Annotated in this window: 11 protein-coding genes and 1 pseudogene; 4 read left to right on the top strand and 8 right to left on the bottom strand. The window is 35.1% G+C overall.

The features are described 5' to 3' along the window. Window positions 1-19 precede the first annotated feature (19 nt). From J3495_RS01730 to J3495_RS01710, 5 genes and pseudogenes are all read right to left on the bottom strand, one after another. Window positions 20-957 (bottom strand): annotated as a pseudogene (locus tag J3495_RS01730) (Fic family protein). 64 nt (window positions 958-1,021) lie between these two features. Beyond that, on the bottom strand, window positions 1,022-2,806 hold the full coding sequence (locus tag J3495_RS01725) for a chloride channel protein (protein ID WP_210665006.1): 1,785 nt from the start codon (window positions 2,804-2,806) through the stop codon (window positions 1,022-1,024). Window positions 2,807-2,890: 84 nt separating this feature from the next. Further along, a complete protein-coding gene (locus J3495_RS01720; RefSeq protein WP_210664839.1) occupies window positions 2,891-4,039 on the bottom strand; it encodes a S1 family peptidase in 1,149 nt (382 codons plus the stop codon). A gap of 110 nt (window positions 4,040-4,149) precedes the next feature. Then, the gene (gene ggt / locus J3495_RS01715) at window positions 4,150-5,838 is read right to left on the bottom strand and encodes a gamma-glutamyltransferase (protein WP_210664838.1); all 1,689 of its coding nucleotides are present in this window, start codon (window positions 5,836-5,838) and stop codon (window positions 4,150-4,152) included. Continuing rightward, entirely contained in the window at window positions 5,835-6,419 is a 585-nt protein-coding gene (locus J3495_RS01710; RefSeq protein WP_210664837.1) for an acyl carrier protein phosphodiesterase, read from the bottom strand. The genes ggt and J3495_RS01710 overlap by 4 nt, the downstream gene beginning before the upstream one ends. A 195-nt stretch (window positions 6,420-6,614) precedes the next feature. Between J3495_RS01710 and glmM the strand changes: the two genes are divergently transcribed. Continuing rightward, window positions 6,615-8,003, top strand: coding sequence for a phosphoglucosamine mutase (glmM, locus tag J3495_RS01705; protein ID WP_210664836.1), 1,389 nt, complete (start codon window positions 6,615-6,617; stop codon window positions 8,001-8,003). A gap of 80 nt (window positions 8,004-8,083) precedes the next feature. Here glmM and J3495_RS01700 read toward each other — a convergent pair whose 3' ends face one another. Continuing rightward, entirely contained in the window at window positions 8,084-9,568 is a 1,485-nt protein-coding gene (locus tag J3495_RS01700; protein ID WP_210664835.1) for a glycosyl hydrolase, read from the bottom strand. 212 nt (window positions 9,569-9,780) lie between these two features. Beyond that, the gene (locus tag J3495_RS01695; protein WP_210664834.1) at window positions 9,781-10,650 is read right to left on the bottom strand and encodes a lysophospholipid acyltransferase family protein; all 870 of its coding nucleotides are present in this window, start codon (window positions 10,648-10,650) and stop codon (window positions 9,781-9,783) included. 116 nt (window positions 10,651-10,766) lie between these two features. On the opposite strand from J3495_RS01695, the gene J3495_RS01690 reads away from it, so the two are divergent. Both J3495_RS01690 and J3495_RS01685 read left to right on the top strand, forming a co-directional pair. Next, window positions 10,767-11,405, top strand: coding sequence for a rhomboid family intramembrane serine protease (locus tag J3495_RS01690; RefSeq protein WP_210664833.1), 639 nt, complete (start codon window positions 10,767-10,769; stop codon window positions 11,403-11,405). 54 nt (window positions 11,406-11,459) lie between these two features. After that, complete coding sequence (locus J3495_RS01685; RefSeq protein ID WP_210664832.1) at window positions 11,460-12,149, top strand: SIMPL domain-containing protein; 690 nt, start codon at window positions 11,460-11,462, stop codon at window positions 12,147-12,149. A 116-nt stretch (window positions 12,150-12,265) separates the two neighbouring features. Here the strand turns inward: J3495_RS01685 and J3495_RS01680 are convergent, their stop codons facing one another. Beyond that, a complete protein-coding gene (locus J3495_RS01680) occupies window positions 12,266-14,893 on the bottom strand; it encodes a beta-glucosidase (RefSeq protein WP_210664831.1) in 2,628 nt (875 codons plus the stop codon). 243 nt (window positions 14,894-15,136) lie between these two features. On the opposite strand from J3495_RS01680, the gene J3495_RS01675 reads away from it, so the two are divergent. Further along, window positions 15,137-16,168 (top strand): LacI family DNA-binding transcriptional regulator, encoded by a 1,032-nt coding sequence (locus J3495_RS01675; protein ID WP_210664830.1) that lies wholly within the window; start codon window positions 15,137-15,139, stop codon window positions 16,166-16,168. The last annotated feature ends 41 nt before the right edge of the window (window positions 16,169-16,209 follow it).

Here is a 16,209-nt window from a genome sequence, read left to right as displayed (position 1 = left end):
TAAGTTAGCGTTTTCTTTTTCAGTTAAGCATATATTCTTCGATGGCTTCTTTGGTGGTGTACCAATTTCGACCTTCCTTATAAGCGTCTATCTTTCCAGTACAGGTTAATAAACTAACATATTCTTGTCCGTATGGAGTTTCGGGTTCGCTTACGATATCAGCTATTTTTTGAAAGTTATTGTCGCTATCCGGCATCGCATTCAGATAAATATTAAGCGTACGTTCTAAAGCCTGACACATCAAAAGAATTAATTTTTGATAATTCCCATTGTTGGCCTGATTGAGCGCTTCGTAGTATTTTTTATATCATTTTTAAGGATAATGGCAGGAGGAAAACCGCAACGCATCAATAATAAATTCATGCTTAAACGAACTGTACGCCCGTTGCCATCAAAAAAAGGGTGTATCCAAACCAGTTTATGATGAAGAATAGTTGCTAGCTCGATATCATTTAAATCTAGTGGATTTGTGTTAATAAAATCAATTAATTCGTCTAAATAATCCGAAACTTTATTCGCATTTGGAGGCATAAAATTTGCTCCGGAAATACGAACACCACCATTGCGTAATCGTCCTGCAAAATCATCTTCGATAGAACGTAAAACCAATCCGTGAATCGAAAGAATATCGATACTTCGGAGTTTGTAATGTTCATCGACAATAGCATAAAGATAGTCTATGGCTTTGTCGTGATTATGGGTTTCGAAATGTTCTCGAAGCGATTTTCCTTTGATGGTAATACCTTCCTGAATGACCATTTGGGTTTCGCGTAGACTCATACTGTTTCCTTCGATACTGTTTGAATTGTAGGTCCATTCTAATGATAAACTCTCGTGAATTTTATTCAAAGCAATATTGGGCAATGGTCTGCTATTTTGCAAATCTTGCCTTTTTTGGTACAATCTTTCAAAAGTCGATTGAAAATCAGTTATGTATGTTAGGTCTATGTTCCACATTACAAAACAAATGCAGTTCTTAATATCGGATAAACCAAATAATAAACCTATCCGATATTAAGGATTATTCAATGGTCATAGAACGTAATTTGGTTCTGTAGGCTTCCAGAGCTATAGATTTAGAAATAAAGCCGAAATATTTGTCGTTGCGAAGTACCGGAATAAAAGCCGATTTAGATTTTTCGAATTTACTCATCACAATTTCCATGTTGTCATAAGAGTAAATCGTGGCTGGTGGAGTTTTCATAACATCCTTTATCAAAGTATATTTTACTCTGTATGAATTGAATATAATTTCTCTAATATCATTAAAATGAACGATGCCCAGAAGATCCTTTTCATTATTTATAACAGCAAAAACAACCTGATTAGAATGTGAAATAAGATCTACCAATTTGCTCAGACTTTCTTCCGGAGCAACTGTTAAATAATCGGTTTGGATGATAGTATCAATATCCAAAGTCGAAAGAATATTAGAATCTTTATTGCTGGTAAAGGCGTGCCCTTTTTTCGCGAGTCCTTTTACATCTAAAGAATGTTTTTCAAATCTTTTTGAAATAGCAAAACTAATAGATGAAATAATCATTAGCGGAATCATTAATCCGTAACCTCCTGTTATTTCAGCAATTAAGAAGATGGCGGTTAATGGAGCATGAAATAATCCGCTTAAAATTCCTGCCATTCCAACCATAGTAAAATTACTTACAGGCAAATTGGCAAGCCCTGTCATGTTGACTAATTTAGAAAAAAAGTATCCTAAATACGAACCTAAAAATAGAGCAGGAGCAAAGTTTCCGCCGTTTCCTCCACTGCCAAGAGTAAGTCCGGAAGCAAAGACTTTTACCATCATGGTAAGTCCCACAAATATAAGCAATACCCAACTGTTGTTTTGGTAGCGGCTAAAAAGAGTGTTTTCTAATAACTTGCCGGGGTCACTCTCAGACAAGGTTTTGATGCTTTCGTATCCCTCCCCAAATAGTGTTGGAAAAATAAAAATGAGTAAAGCCAATAATGAAGCGCCAAATAGTGCTTTTTTGTAAGGACTCATTTTTAAATGTGAAAAATAATGTTCTGTTTTTTGAAAATTTCGAGCATAATAAATCGCGACTAAACCAGTTAATACGCCTAAAATTATATAAAAAGGAATATTATGATAATCAAATGTTTGCTGTGTTTTGAAGGAAAGAAGTATTGTCTCGTCTAACAAAATAGCCGAAACCAAGGCACCCGTAGCAGCAGAAATCATAATAGGAGTAAAAGCTGATATGCTCACATCTACAAGTAAAACTTCTATAGCAAAAAGAACACCAGCAATTGGTGCGTTAAAAGCAGCCGAAATTCCTGCTGCAACCCCGCAACCGATGAGTAATGTTCGATCTTTATATGGAAGTTTATAATTTTGAGCATAATTAGAGCCAAAAGCAGCACCCGTAATAACTATAGGGCTTTCTAAACCTGCAGATCCTCCGAGGCCAACAGTTAACGAGCTGGTGACAATTTGAGCATACATCTGCTTTTTCGGAATGATACTTGCTTTTTTTGCAACAGCATATAAAATTTGAGAAGTACCTTTTTGAATACTTCCGTTTAAGACTTTTTTTACGACAAAAACAGTCAGTAAAATACCAATTATAGGAAGGATACTGTTGATGAAACTAATTTTTAATATTCCGTTTATGTATGTAGCAAATGAAAAGACGCTGTGTGCAAAAGTCTTTAAAACGATTACAGCCAGTGCACACGATATACCAACCAGAACACTTGATAAAAAAATAAATTGCTTTGGTGTCAATATAGATTGAGCCAAAGCAATTATGCTTTCTAGTTTTCGAAAATATTTTTTCAAGATTATTTTTTAAAAAGTTAGATATAATGCAAATTTAGCTTTTTAATCAATAAAATAAGGCTATTACAACTTCTTTGTGAAAAACAACTACTGAATTAGTGCCGCTGCATGTTTGGCAACGATGCCAAAATTGTACCCTTGTGCAGCATCATATCCAGCATAGTTTACAGCAATAAGTTGCCCACATTCGTTAAAAACAGGCGATCCGCTTGCTCCATGAGTAGAGGTTACATTGTACTGTAAACTCACACCATCAGATTCTTTATTGATCTGACCTTCATATATTTGAACTTTTATACCGCGACGTGTGTTGGCAAGTGTCATTCCCATAGGATAACCAATCAAAATGGCATTTGTGCCCGGTTTGATATGAGAATCATCTGTTACAGCATTCTCCAAATCGACGATATTCGTCACCGATCCTGGTAATGTTTCGCTATTTAATTGTAAAACTGCCACATCTACTTCTTCACCATCGGCAATTTTATATACTTTGCATTTTAGCCAATCTTCTTTAGAGCCGTGAAGTGCAACACTAATTTCAACAGTTTTTGGCGTAATCGTTATGTCATCTACTTTTATATAATTCACTACTTTTTCTGGAGTTACTGCCTCTTCTGCGCTACTATCATTGCTTGTATTTTCAGAATTATCGCTTGCAACTACTGCGGTAGAATCTACAGTTTTTGGAGTCTCTGTCTGAACTACTTCTTCAGATTCCTCTTCATAATCACCCTCTTCACCTTCATAATACGAATTCCAGTTTTTCTCGATAAAAGCTTTATAATCTTCGGCTTTTATAGAATCAGGTAAAACTGCGGCAATATGTTCTTTTAGATAACTGTAAGAATTTTTAGTTTCGTCACCATACAACCACGGTTCTGCCACATGATGATTGGTAACAATTTTTCCATCCTCTGATACAAAAAAGCCTGTTCCAGAAATTGTTTTTGGCTCTAAAGTGCTGTCATCAACTTCAATTTGAAAAGGTTCTGACCCTTTGATACTAATTTCCAGTGCATAAGTATGTTTGACCAATACAACAGCATCTTTAAATTTTTCATAAATTTCTGTCTGACCATTTAGGCAAACGATTTCTTTTTTGTTGTATTTAGCCCATATTTTGGGGATAAAAGCAACTCCAAGTACCACAATAATGGCTATCGTAATACCAATTTTTATTTTTTTTGAATTCTTAGTGGGTTGTTTTTCTTCTGAAAAAGATTCTTCGGACATATAGGTTTTTGTTTGGTTTTGGCTGTAAATTTAATAAAAAAAAGACTTCATTTTCTAAAAATTAAAAACTCTTATTTCTCTAAATTTCCGAAAAAAAAGAATGGATAAATTTAAAATCCAACGGCGGTATCATCGCCCCTAAAATCTGCTCCGCCTTCAAGGGTATTATTAGGCAAAACCAGTATGGCATCCAGTTTTCCAATTACTGGAGTTGCTTTTTCATTGATCAAATAGCCTTTTGCCTTAAGGGCATCAATTGTTTTTGTGTCGAAAGTATTGGGCTCAAAAGTAATAAGGTCAGGTAGCCACTGATGGTGAAAACGAGGTGCATTTACCGCCTCCTGCATGCTTAATTTGTATTCATACACATTTAGAATCGCCTGTAAAACAGTGGTTATAATAGTAGAGCCTCCCGGAGAACCCAAAACCATAAAAAGTTTTCCGTTTTTCTCGACAATAGTGGGTGTCATAGAGCTTAACATTCGTTTTTGAGGAGCAATACTATTGGCTTCATTTCCTACCAATCCAAACATATTTGGAGAACCCGGTTTTGCGCTAAAATCATCCATTTCGTTGTTCAAAAAGAAACCCAATTCATCACAATAATATTTAGAACCATAACCATCATTGATCGTTGTTGTGGCTGCAACGGCATTTCCCTGAGCATCTACAATAGAATAATGTGTGGTTTCAAGGCTTTCATTATAATTTACTTTTCCTTCTTTAATTTCTGAGGATAAACTGGCTTTTTCAGGATTAAAAGTAGCCATTCTGCCTTTTAAATAAGCATCATCCAATAAAGCTTTTACAGGAATTTTTACAAAATCGGGATCGCCCAAAAACTGACTTCTATCAGCATACGCTCTTCTTTCTGCTTCTACAATTACCTGAATAGAAGCTGCTGTATTGTGCCCCATTTGTGCCAAATCATAAGGCGCAATCATCTTTAGTATTTGACCTAAACAAATACCACCGCTGCTTGGTGGAGACATTGAAGTTATTTTTAAATCTTTATAAGCAAATTGCAAAGGTTTTCTCCATTTTGCTTCATATTTTGCTAAATCTTCAAGTGTAATGATACCGCCTCTTTTTTGAAGATAATCAACTAAAATTTGAGCTGTTTTTCCTTTATAAAACTCATCTCTGCCGTTTTTTAAAATCCTTTTCAATGTTTCGGCTAAAGCCAAGTATTTAATGGTATCATTTTTTTTAAATTCGGTTGCCAAAAGTGTCTTCGTACCATTGATTTTTACGATAGCGGCGCGGTAATCGTTCATGCTTTTTTCTTGCTTTTCGGTGACGATCACGCCTTTTTCTGCCAAAGCGATAACTGGTTTTAAAATTTCAGACATGGGCAAAGAACCTAATTTTTTGTGTACTGCAAAAACTCCGGCAACTGTTCCGGGAATTCCTATTGCCAGAGCTGTTTCGGTGCTTTTTCCTTTAATGACATTACCATCTTTATCCAAAAACATGTCTTTTGTGGCTGCCAGAGGTGCTTTCTCGCGATAATCCAGCGAACCTACTTCACCATTTGCTTTTCGATAGACCATAAAACCGCCACCGCCTATGTTTCCTGCAAAAGGAAATGCTACTGCCAGCGCTAGTTCTGTACCTACCATTGCATCAAAAGCATTGCCTCCTTTTTTCATGATTGCAACGCCAATTTGCGAGGCTTCTTGTCGGGCAGAAACCACCATAGCTTTGGTAACCACTAGTCCTGTTGGTTTTGTAGTAGTTTGCTGCGCAATACAACCTACATAAATTAGGCTAAATATAAGTGTTTTGATCTTTTTCATAAAGAAAGTAGTTTTTGTTTTGAATGTTGTCGTAAATCTTCAAAAAACAAGGTAAATTCTTGTTCAAATTCAGTGTAAAATGCTACTAATTCTTCACTGGCAAATTGCATTTTCGATTCGTTTTTAGAACGTCTGTCCATTTGAGTCAGAATCCGATGAATTCCTTCAACGGTTTGATAACTTAAAAGCCAGTTGTGCTCAATCATGTAAGGCATCATTCCTTTTGTTTTCTCTGTTAAAATATCATAATTTTGGTGCAATGAAGCATAAAATCTATTGATAAATTCTTCCAGATTTTCATCTGAATATTTTGTCCAGTTTTTTGCCAAAAAGTGATCGTAAACGATATCTACAATCACACCCGAATAGTGGTGGTATTTTTCGTGTAATCTTTTAGTGCTTTGTCTAAAAATATCGTGCGAATCGGTATAAGTGTCAATTGATCGGTGCAAAATAATTCCTTTTTGTACATCTTCCGGAAAATGTTCAAATTGTTTGCCTCGAATTCCATCGGCCATAAAATTGCCGATTTTTATCAAATCATGGTCACCAGACAGGTAAATGTGCGCTAAAAAATTCATTGTTTTTGGTGTTACAAAGCGTCTTAATATTCAAATTTGTGCGCTTTATGATTGTAAATGTATAAAATTTCTTTCATAAATTATATGCTGCACGTTTTAAGCATACAATATGTTTTTCAAAACTTAATCCCTTATTATCTTCAGTTACTGAGCAACTTTTTTATATTTGTAAAACAATAAATATAACTCAAAAAAATGACTTTAATAAAATCAATTTCAGGTATACGAGGTACTATTGGAGGAAAAGTAGGGGATAACCTGACTCCTGTTGATGCTGTAAAATTTGCTTCGGCTTACGGTACTTTTCTTAAAAATAATTCTCCAAAAGAAAAATTAACCGTTGTAATTGGTCGTGATGCCAGAATTTCGGGGCCTATGATTCATAATTTGGTGGTCAATACATTAATTGGTTTAGGAATTAATGTCATCGATTTAGGTCTTTCGACCACACCAACCGTAGAAGTTGCCGTACCTTTAGAAAAAGCAGATGGCGGAATTATTTTGACAGCTTCCCACAATCCAAAACAATGGAATGCCCTGAAATTATTAAACGAAAAAGGAGAATTTTTGAGTGGCGACGATGGCGCTAAAATTCTTGAAATAGCAGAAGCAGAAGCTTTTGATTTTTCGGATGTGGATAGTTTAGGCGAAATTACTTCGAATGATGCTTATATGGATATTCATATTGATGAAGTTTTGAATTTGCCATTGGTAGATATTGAAGCCGTAAAAGCAGCAAAATTTAAGGTAGTTGTAGATGGCGTAAATTCGTCAGGGGGAATTATCATTCCTAAATTATTAGAATTAATGGGCGTTGAAGTGGTAAAATTATACTGCGAACCAAACGGTCATTTTCCTCATAATCCAGAGCCTTTAAAAGAACATTTAACTGATATTTCGGAATTGGTTGTCAAAGAAAAAGCACATTTAGGAGTTGTTGTTGATCCCGATGTAGATCGTTTGGCTTTTATTTGCGAAGATGGAGAAATGTTTGGAGAAGAATATACTTTGGTGGCTTGCGCCGATTTTGTTTTGGGTAAAACTCCAGGCAATACAGTTTCGAATATGTCCTCTTCTCGCGCATTGCGTGATGTAACCGTTGCTCATAAAGGAAATTATGAGGCTAGTGCAGTAGGCGAGGTGAATGTAGTAGAATTGATGAAAAAAAATAAAGCAATTATCGGCGGTGAAGGTAATGGTGGCATAATTTATCCGGAGTTGCATTACGGGCGCGACAGTTTGGTTGGAGTAGCTTTATTTCTAACACATTTGGCACAGAAAAAAATGTCGGTTTCTGCTTTAAGAGCTTCTTATCCGGAGTATTATATGAGCAAAAATAAAATTGAACTTACACCTCAAATTGATGTTGACGCTATTTTGATAGCGATGACAGAAAAATACAAAAATGAAGATATTACTACAATTGATGGTGTGAAAATTGATTTTGCCACAGAGTGGGTACATTTAAGAAAATCAAACACAGAACCAATTATTCGTATTTACACTGAAGCTCCTTCACAAGAAAAAGCGGATGTTTTGGCACTTCGAATTATAGATGAAATAAAAGCAATAGCAGGAATTTAATCTTTATAAATGCATTCAATAAAAAAAACTCTTTCATTGGTTTGAAAGAGTTTTTTTGTGTCAACTATTTTAGAGAAGTCTTAATTTTTAATGATTTTGAATGATTTCTTAACCGAGCCATAAACTGCTGTCACGATATAAATTCCAGCCGAAAGTTTATCTCCAATTTTAATATCTTCATTGGTTGAATGAGCATCAGACGAGTAACAAATGGCTCCTTTCATATCGACAATTTTTATTGTCAAAGGTTCTGTATTGCTTGATTTTATTTGAAGTGTCGCCTGATTTTTAAACGGATTTGGATAAATACTAAAAGAATCTTTTTCAACTATAGGATCGTTCACGCCTAAATTTGCTGTTGCAACATCAATATAATTAAAACTCATATCGTTTGATTTGAATTTAATTTTTAATAAAACTTCTCCTTTTGGCAACGTAACTCCGTTTACAATTTTGTCTGCAAAAGTTTGCAATCCACCCGTTGCAGGAAAAGTTTCATCAGTTTTTGCAACAACACCGTTTACAGTAATATCAAATTTTCCGGAAGTGGTTGCAGAAGCGATTCTAAAAGTTAGTTTGTACGTTCCGGCATCGGCGACATTTAGTATAAATTCATTCCAATCTCCTTCATTTATTAAATTCACATTTTGGGTAGTTCCAGAATCTGTAGTGTTTTGCAAGCTTGTTCCTTTGCGACGATAATGTTTGTTCGCTACAATTCGGCCTGGAACATTCATTTTTTTGGTGGTATAACTAACATTAATATATTCGGTTCCGATGGGATTCAAAACGCCGCTTGTAGGATTTAAAAGCTGTCCTTGAAGCATGTCTGTCCAATTTGCGGGAACTCTGCCTGTAAACCATGAATATCTGTAGATGTCCGGATCATTTTCAAAATTTGTTATGATTTGCTTCATAAAAGCAGTTTTCTCATCAGCTGTCTGAATAACTCTGTTCGCAAATTCGGTTACCCAAATAGGTTTTCCATATTTTTTTAGAAGGCCGGTAACACCAATGACAGATCCCGCAGTATTATCATACGTGTGAAACGAAATGTAATCTACTTTGCAGTTTGGACAAAGACTAAAAAATTGATCGTGCCACAGCAAAGGATCGCTGTAACCGCCATAATTATTTGGACCGTTGTAAGCCGGCGATGCGCTTATGATTTCCAGATTTTTTGCTGCAGCAATTTTTTCAATATTTGTCCATGCATTCACGGCATCTTGAGGCGTTAAGCGAGCGCCATCATTAAAATTGGGTTCATTAAAAGCCAACAGATATTTTGTGCCGGGTTTTATTTTTTCAATAAAAGATTGAAGATCAGTATCATTTACCCTTCCCCATGCCATCGGAACATATTCAACTCCCAAAGAAGCATAATTGGCGTTAAGATCATTCTCGGGAAGAGAACCCCAGTTGTACCACCACGAAATTCCGGGTTTTAGAGCTTGTAAATCTTGCAGAGAATGATTCCCATAAGCAATTCCGCGTTTGGGGCTTTGCGAAAAACTGTTAATGGAAACACTGCTCATAAGGAGTGCTAAAATTATTTTTTTTATCATAAGTAGGATTTTTTGAAAAGATTTGGGTTAAACTTATCAACTTCAAATGTAAGTCGTTTACACCATTTTTTTAGTTTATTGTTTTGGAAAAAACATTACAAAAACCCATCAAAAAACACATACTTTAATTATTTACTCCTTTCGGAAGCTTTATAAACAAAAAAAGTCCAGAAAGTAAATGATACCTTTTGGACTTTTTGAAATTGAATAATTTATCGTTTGTATTTCCATCTTTTATGCGTCCAAAGATAATATTCGGGCGCTTCTAGAATTTGTTTTTCAACTTCTTTCAAATACATTTCTGTGATGGCAAAATCACTAAATTCTTTTGAATTATTACAAATCGGAACAAATGTAGCTTCATAATAACCTCTTTTTAATTTTTTTACTTTCACAAATAAAACACTCAAATCATATTTTTTTGCCAGCATTTCTGCTCCCGTATGCACAGGAACTTCGATACCCATAAATGTTTTCCAATGAAAAATTCTATCCATTTTTGGAGATTGATCGCTCGCCAAACCGTAAAGGCTTAAAATTCCTTCACGCTGATTTTGCGCCATCAACGGAATTGTTTTTTTAGTTTCTACCAATTCGGCATCGTATTTCGACCTGATTTTTCGAACTAATTTATCAAAATAAGGATTTGCAATTTTTTTGTACACTCCGTAAGCTTTAAATTTAAGTTGTTTATTAAGTGTCAAAAGCCATTCCCAACTGGCGTAATGCGATGCAAACAATACAATACTTTTGTTTTTTGCTTCATATTCCCGTACTAATTCAATATTGGTAACGGTAAATCTTTTTGCCATTTCTTCGGGCGAAATTGTCATAGTTTTTATCATTTCTAAAAACATATCGCACATGTGTTGATAAAATTTCTTTTCGATCGTTTTTCTTTCAGCATCATTTAAATTGGGCAAAGTAAGTGACAGATTTTCACGAACCACTTTTCTGCGGTATCTTAAAATATGATATACCAGAAAATAGACAAAATCAGAAAGCAAATAAAATATCCGAAAAGGAAGTATAGAAATTAGCCAGAGCAAAGGGTAGGCTAGTATATAAACAAGAAACTGCATCTAAATTTTTTTACAAATATAAAGTAAAAATAAATATCCAGAATTATTTTGGCTTTTTGCTAACTTTAGTTTCTTAGCGGAATTACTATATTTACGCTTCAAATTAAATATAGTGTATGAATACCATTTTGATAGGGATTATTGTTGCGAATGTTCTGGTAAGTTATAAAGGCTTTAATGATTATTCTTTTTTTAGAAAATATGAATTTCATGTAGGAAGTATTCGTTCGGGAGAACAAATCAGGATGTTATCGTCAGGATTTCTGCATGCAGATATGATGCATTTGGCTTTTAATATGCTAACATTATGGTTTTTTGCTCCAGCCGTAATAGCGCATTTAGGCAGTATTTCTTTTTTATTGATTTATGTTGGCAGTTTGATATTTGGCAGTTTACTGACGATGGTTTTTCATAAAAATGACTTTAGTTACCGTGCAGTAGGGGCTTCTGGAGCAGTTACTGGTGTGCTATATTCTGCAATTTTGCTCGAACCCAATTCTACCATTGGTTTGTATTTCCTGATTAATATTCCGGCTTATCTTTTCGGAATTTTATATCTTTTATATTCTATTTATGGAATGAAAGCTAAAAATGATAACATCGGGCATACCGCACATTTTGGCGGCGCGGTGGGAGGCTATCTGATTACTTTGATAAAAGAGCCAAGTTTAATGGTAGATCATAGTTTAATGACGATCTTATTGGCGATTCCTATTATAATACTTTTTGTGATGGCTAAAATGAATAAATTATAATGTTGGCACAACTTTTGGTAAGAGATTACATAACAAATTTAAATTAATCAGAAAATGAAAAAGCTAGTACTATTTTTAACTATCATGTTTATGACAATGTCTTACGGTCAAGAAATAAAACAAATTCCGCAAATAAATGTAAATGGAGAAGGTAAAGTAAAAGTGACACCCGATCAGGTTTGCATTTCGGCAACAGTTGAAACCACTGGGAGTAATGCTAAAGAAGTCAAAAAGCAAAACGACGAAAAAATGGATGCCGTTTTAAAATTCATAAAAAAAATGAATGTGCCAACTGCCGATTTTAGAACAAAACAAGTTTCTTTGAATCCAATTTTTGATTATGAGAAAAAGAAAACAACGTACAATGCTAACCAAACTGTCGAAATTGTTCTGAAAGATTTGTCTAAATATGATGAATTGATGGAAGGATTGGTGCAGCAAGGAATTAATCGTCTGGACAATGTTACTTTTGAATCATCTAAATTGGCACAATATCAATCAGAAGCTCGTAAATTGGCCATTAAAGATGCTAAATTAAAAGCAGAAGATTATGTTTCTGTATTAGGACAAAAAGTAGGTAAAGCGATCACTATTTCTGATAACTCGCAAGTATATCACCCACAGCCTTTATATGCTGCAATGCGAATGAAAGAGTCTGCCGATGCAGGTGCTTCAAACGAAACATTGGCTATCGGAGAAATAGAAATTACCGCAAATGTTAGTGTGAGTTTTGTTTTAGAATAAAAAACAAACCTTTAATAAAAAACATAAAATCCCATAACTCGCATGATGTTATGGGATTTTTTATTGTAATTGCTATAAAAATAAGCTTGTTAAAGTCGAGATAATGATTGCTGTTTTTATTTTTCTATCTCAATGATTTTCGAAATAATATTGCTTTTTGTTTGGTTTTTTTCATCAGGTTGAGAGCCTCCGATTGCAAGTTTAATTTTGCCTTCAAATTGTTTAAGTTCACCTTGAGCGGTAACATAAGAAAGGTCTTCGGAAGAAAGAGTAAACCTAATTTTTTTACTTTCACCGGGTTTTAAAGTAAGCCTTTCAAATCCTTTAAGACTTTTTAGTGGTGCTTTTACAGACGAATCCTGATTGATTATATATAATTGGGCTACTTCATCACCTTCAGTTTTGCCCGTATTGGTTATCCTTACAGACACAGCAAGACTGTTATTCTTTTTTATTTTAGAAGAAACATCCAATTGATCATATTTGAATGAAGTATAACTGAGCCCGTATCCAAAACCAAAAAGCGGACGGCCTCTAAAGTAGCGATACGTTTTGTTTTCCATACTGTAATCTACAAAAGCAGAAAGATCTGAATCGCTGCCGTAAAAAGTTACAGGCAGTCTTCCCCCGGGATTATAATCTCCAAATAAAACATCAGCGACCGCGGTTCCTGCCGCCTGACCTCCGTACCATGCATTTACTATGGCAGGAATATTTTCTGCTTCCCAGGGAACGGCAATTGCACTTCCGGTCATCATAACAAAAATCACTGGTTTTCCTGAGGTTTTTAGTGCCTTCATCAATCGGGTTTGTACCTCAGGAAGCAGTATAGAGGTGCGGTCTCCACCTGAAAAACCGGGAAAGTTAACAGGCATTTCTTCACCTTCAAGCTGCGGAGATATCCCGCCAACGTAAATAAAAGCATCGGCATCTTTATGTTTGTCTACTAATTTTATAAAGTCAGTTTTCTCAAAATTCCCAGTATTTAATGACACATTTGCTTTTCCTTCTCCCTGCCAATATTCTAAAACTAATTTGTAGACAGTATTTTTTTTGGTAATTAATTTAAATGTTTTTTCTCCCCATCTGTTTTTTGTCCATGCGTTTATCACTTCTTTTCCATCAATTAAAAAACGATAACCATCGTCTGCGCTGAGTTCAAATGTTATAGAGCCATCGCTCTCTGCGGTAAAATTAGTGCTGTATCGGGCAGAAAAATGGTTGGCTTTAATGTTTTGTACAACAGCTTCGCCTTCCTGCCAAAAGTGATTTATTTCGGGTTCAGTTCTTGTCATCACGGGATTTCCGGATAAGTTTACATTATCATAATATTCGGCTTTAAAGCCTTGTTTTTCTTCATACGAATATTGATTTTTAAGGTTTTGATATACCAATAAAGTATCGTTGGTAAAGTTGATTGCTTTCTCGTAAACAATCTCTGTGTTTGTACCTATTTTTTCTTTAATACCTTGTAAAACAGTAGTTAGTTTACTCGGGGTTCCGTTGTAATTTCCTAAAATAGAAATTGAATTATCTGCATTTGGACCAAGAACAACAATTTTTTTTAAGTTTTTATTCAGAGGCAGAATATTTTTTTCATTTCTAAGTAAGACCATAGATTGTCTGGCCATCTTTAAGGCGTGCTGTTGATGCTCCTGACTTTCCAGAACCGAAGATGGCGTCTGAGCATATTTTACCATTGCTACCGGATCAAACATTCCTAATCTGAAACGTATCATAAAAAGTCTTTTTACAGAAATATCTATCTGTTTCTCACTAATTTTTCCGTTTTTTACAGCCTGAACCAAAGCTTTGTAAGCATCTGTACCACAATCAATGTCAGTACCGTGAAAAACGGCATCGGCAGCAGCCGATTCAGCATCGGGATGTGTTTTATGATTCTTAAAAAAATCGTCAATTGCCCAGCAGTCTGAGGTTACATAACCTTCAAATTTCCATTGGTTACGAAGAATATCTGTCATCAGCATATCACTGGCACAACAGGGCTGCGTTTTAAAAGCATTATAAGCACACATAACCCCTGCCACATTCGACTCGGTTATTAATTTTTTAAAAGCGGGAAGATAGGTATCCCAGAGTTCGTAAGGTGTAACATCAACATCAAAAGTATGACGCAAAGACTCAGGTCCGCTGTGTACGGCATAATGTTTTGCACATGCAGCAGCTTTCAAATATTTAGGATCATCTCCTTGCAGACCTCTAACAAAATAATCTCCTAATGTACCCGTTAAATAAGGATCTTCACCATAAGTTTCCTGTCCGCGACCCCAACGCGGATCGCGAAAAATATTAATATTTGGTGTCCAATAAGTAAGCCCCATATAACGCTCGTTGGTTCTGTTGGATTCTACGGCTTTATTGTAAATCGCTCTTCCTTCCAGTGCCGAATAATCTGCCATTTTGTAAAGTGAATTTTTGTCGAATGTTGCTGCCATAGCTATTGCCTGCGGATAAACCGTGGTTTTGAAAGGAGTTCTTGCTACACCGTGCAATGTTTCGTTCCACCAGTCATAAGCTATAATTCCCAGCCTTGGGATCGCTGGGGATGAATTGAGCATTTGTGATACTTTTTCTTCTAATGTTAATCGGCTTACGAGATCGTCTACTCGTTCTTCAAAAGTTAAATTAGTATCTTGAAATAAAAATTTTCCCTGATTTTCCTGCCCGAAGCAACAACACGTGGTCAATAGCAGTACTAGATATTTGAATTTTTGTGATTTCATAAGCTTTATGTTTTTTGAGATTAAACAATGTATGGTTATAAATTATTTACTTTAGCTTTCAAACAACCGATTGTGTAAAGAAATAGCTTTTTTTCAAAATAAAAAAATTATGTTTTGAGTATCATACGAAATAATCATAATTTGTTATTAAAATCATTTGGAGATTTAGAATATGCTAAATTGACAGAGAATGGATTGTTATATCATTAAAATAATTACTTTTACTTTTTAGTACAATAATTAATGGAAGAACACAGACATGTAACGATTTATGATATTGCGGAGAGACTGAATCTTGCTACCTCAACAATTTCGAGAGCTTTAAAAGATCACCATACTATCAGTGAGCAAACCATAAAAAAGGTAAAACAGACTGCTAAAGAAATGGGGTTTGTTCCAAATACTTTGGCGGCAGGACTGCGTGGTAATCAATCTAAAACGATTGGAATTTTAATTCCCACAATTACGCAGCCTTTTTTATCCTCTTTAATTAGCGGTATCGAAATTACTGCCAGAAAATCAGAGTATTCGGTTATTATTATGCAATCGCATGACTCGTACGAGATGGAGGTAGATTTGGCGAAATCATTATACAGTAATCGTGTCAGCGGGGTGATTTGTTCTCTTGCAATGGAAACCAAAGATACTTCTCATTTTAGACAATTCTCCAATAATAATATTCCGCTGGTTTTTGTGGACAGGGTTCCGAGAGATTATGATACTTTTCGAGTAGTGATCAATAATTATTTGGCGGGTTATAAAGCAACAAAGCATCTTATCGAGCAAGGATGCAAGAGAATTGCGCACTTAACCGCGGGATCAGAATTTGGGACTCTTTATAATGAGCGAAAAAGAGGGTATACGGATGCTTTGTTAGAACACGATTTGCCGGTAGAAAATGATTTAATTATCAGCCTAAAAGAAATGACTTATGAAGAGGGAGTCAAAGCCAGTAATCACTTATTTGATTTAAAATTACCTCCGGATGGTCTTTTTGCTCCTGGAGATATTCTTGCAGTAAGCGCTGTTCAGACTGCAAAAAAAAGAGGTATCAAAGTGCCGGACCAGTTTGCGGTAATTGGGTTTAATAATGATCCCATTTCAGAAATAATCGAACCAAATATTTCTACTATAACGCATCCCGCTGAAAAGATGGGGAAAGCAGCTGCAGAGCTGATTTTTAAAAATTTAAAATCTGTTAAAGAGGAAGAAGCCAAAGAAATTACTTTTTTAAACACGCAGGTTTTAGTACGTGAGTCTTCAAAGAAAATTTAAATTATATTTTAGATTTAAATCAAAAAGCCTGTTATACTTTC

Origin of the sequence: Flavobacterium geliluteum (assembly GCF_017948595.1) — a bacterium.
GTDB classification, from domain to species: domain Bacteria; phylum Bacteroidota; class Bacteroidia; order Flavobacteriales; family Flavobacteriaceae; genus Flavobacterium; species Flavobacterium flavipigmentatum.
Note: the sequence above shows the minus strand (reverse complement) of the source record. Positions and strands in the feature narration are given on the sequence as shown.

Bases quoted from the DNA above. Each gene is read 5' to 3' on its own strand.
- J3495_RS01695 (WP_210664834.1), bottom strand. From the start codon at position 10,650: ATGCAGTTTCTTGTTTATATACTAGCCTACCCTTTGCTCTGGCTAATT.
- J3495_RS01700 (WP_210664835.1), bottom strand. From the start codon at position 9,568: ATGATAAAAAAAATAATTTTAGCACTCCTTATGAGCAGTGTTTCCATT.
- glmM (WP_210664836.1), top strand. From the start codon at position 6,615: ATGACTTTAATAAAATCAATTTCAGGTATACGAGGTACTATTGGAGGA.
- J3495_RS01680 (WP_210664831.1), bottom strand. From the start codon at position 14,893: ATGAAATCACAAAAATTCAAATATCTAGTACTGCTATTGACCACGTGT.
- J3495_RS01710 (WP_210664837.1), bottom strand. From the start codon at position 6,419: ATGAATTTTTTAGCGCACATTTACCTGTCTGGTGACCATGATTTGATA.
- J3495_RS01720 (WP_210664839.1), bottom strand. From the start codon at position 4,039: ATGTCCGAAGAATCTTTTTCAGAAGAAAAACAACCCACTAAGAATTCA.
- J3495_RS01690 (WP_210664833.1), top strand. From the start codon at position 10,767: ATGAATACCATTTTGATAGGGATTATTGTTGCGAATGTTCTGGTAAGT.
- J3495_RS01685 (WP_210664832.1), top strand. From the start codon at position 11,460: ATGAAAAAGCTAGTACTATTTTTAACTATCATGTTTATGACAATGTCT.
- ggt (WP_210664838.1), bottom strand. From the start codon at position 5,838: ATGAAAAAGATCAAAACACTTATATTTAGCCTAATTTATGTAGGTTGT.
- J3495_RS01675 (WP_210664830.1), top strand. From the start codon at position 15,137: ATGGAAGAACACAGACATGTAACGATTTATGATATTGCGGAGAGACTG.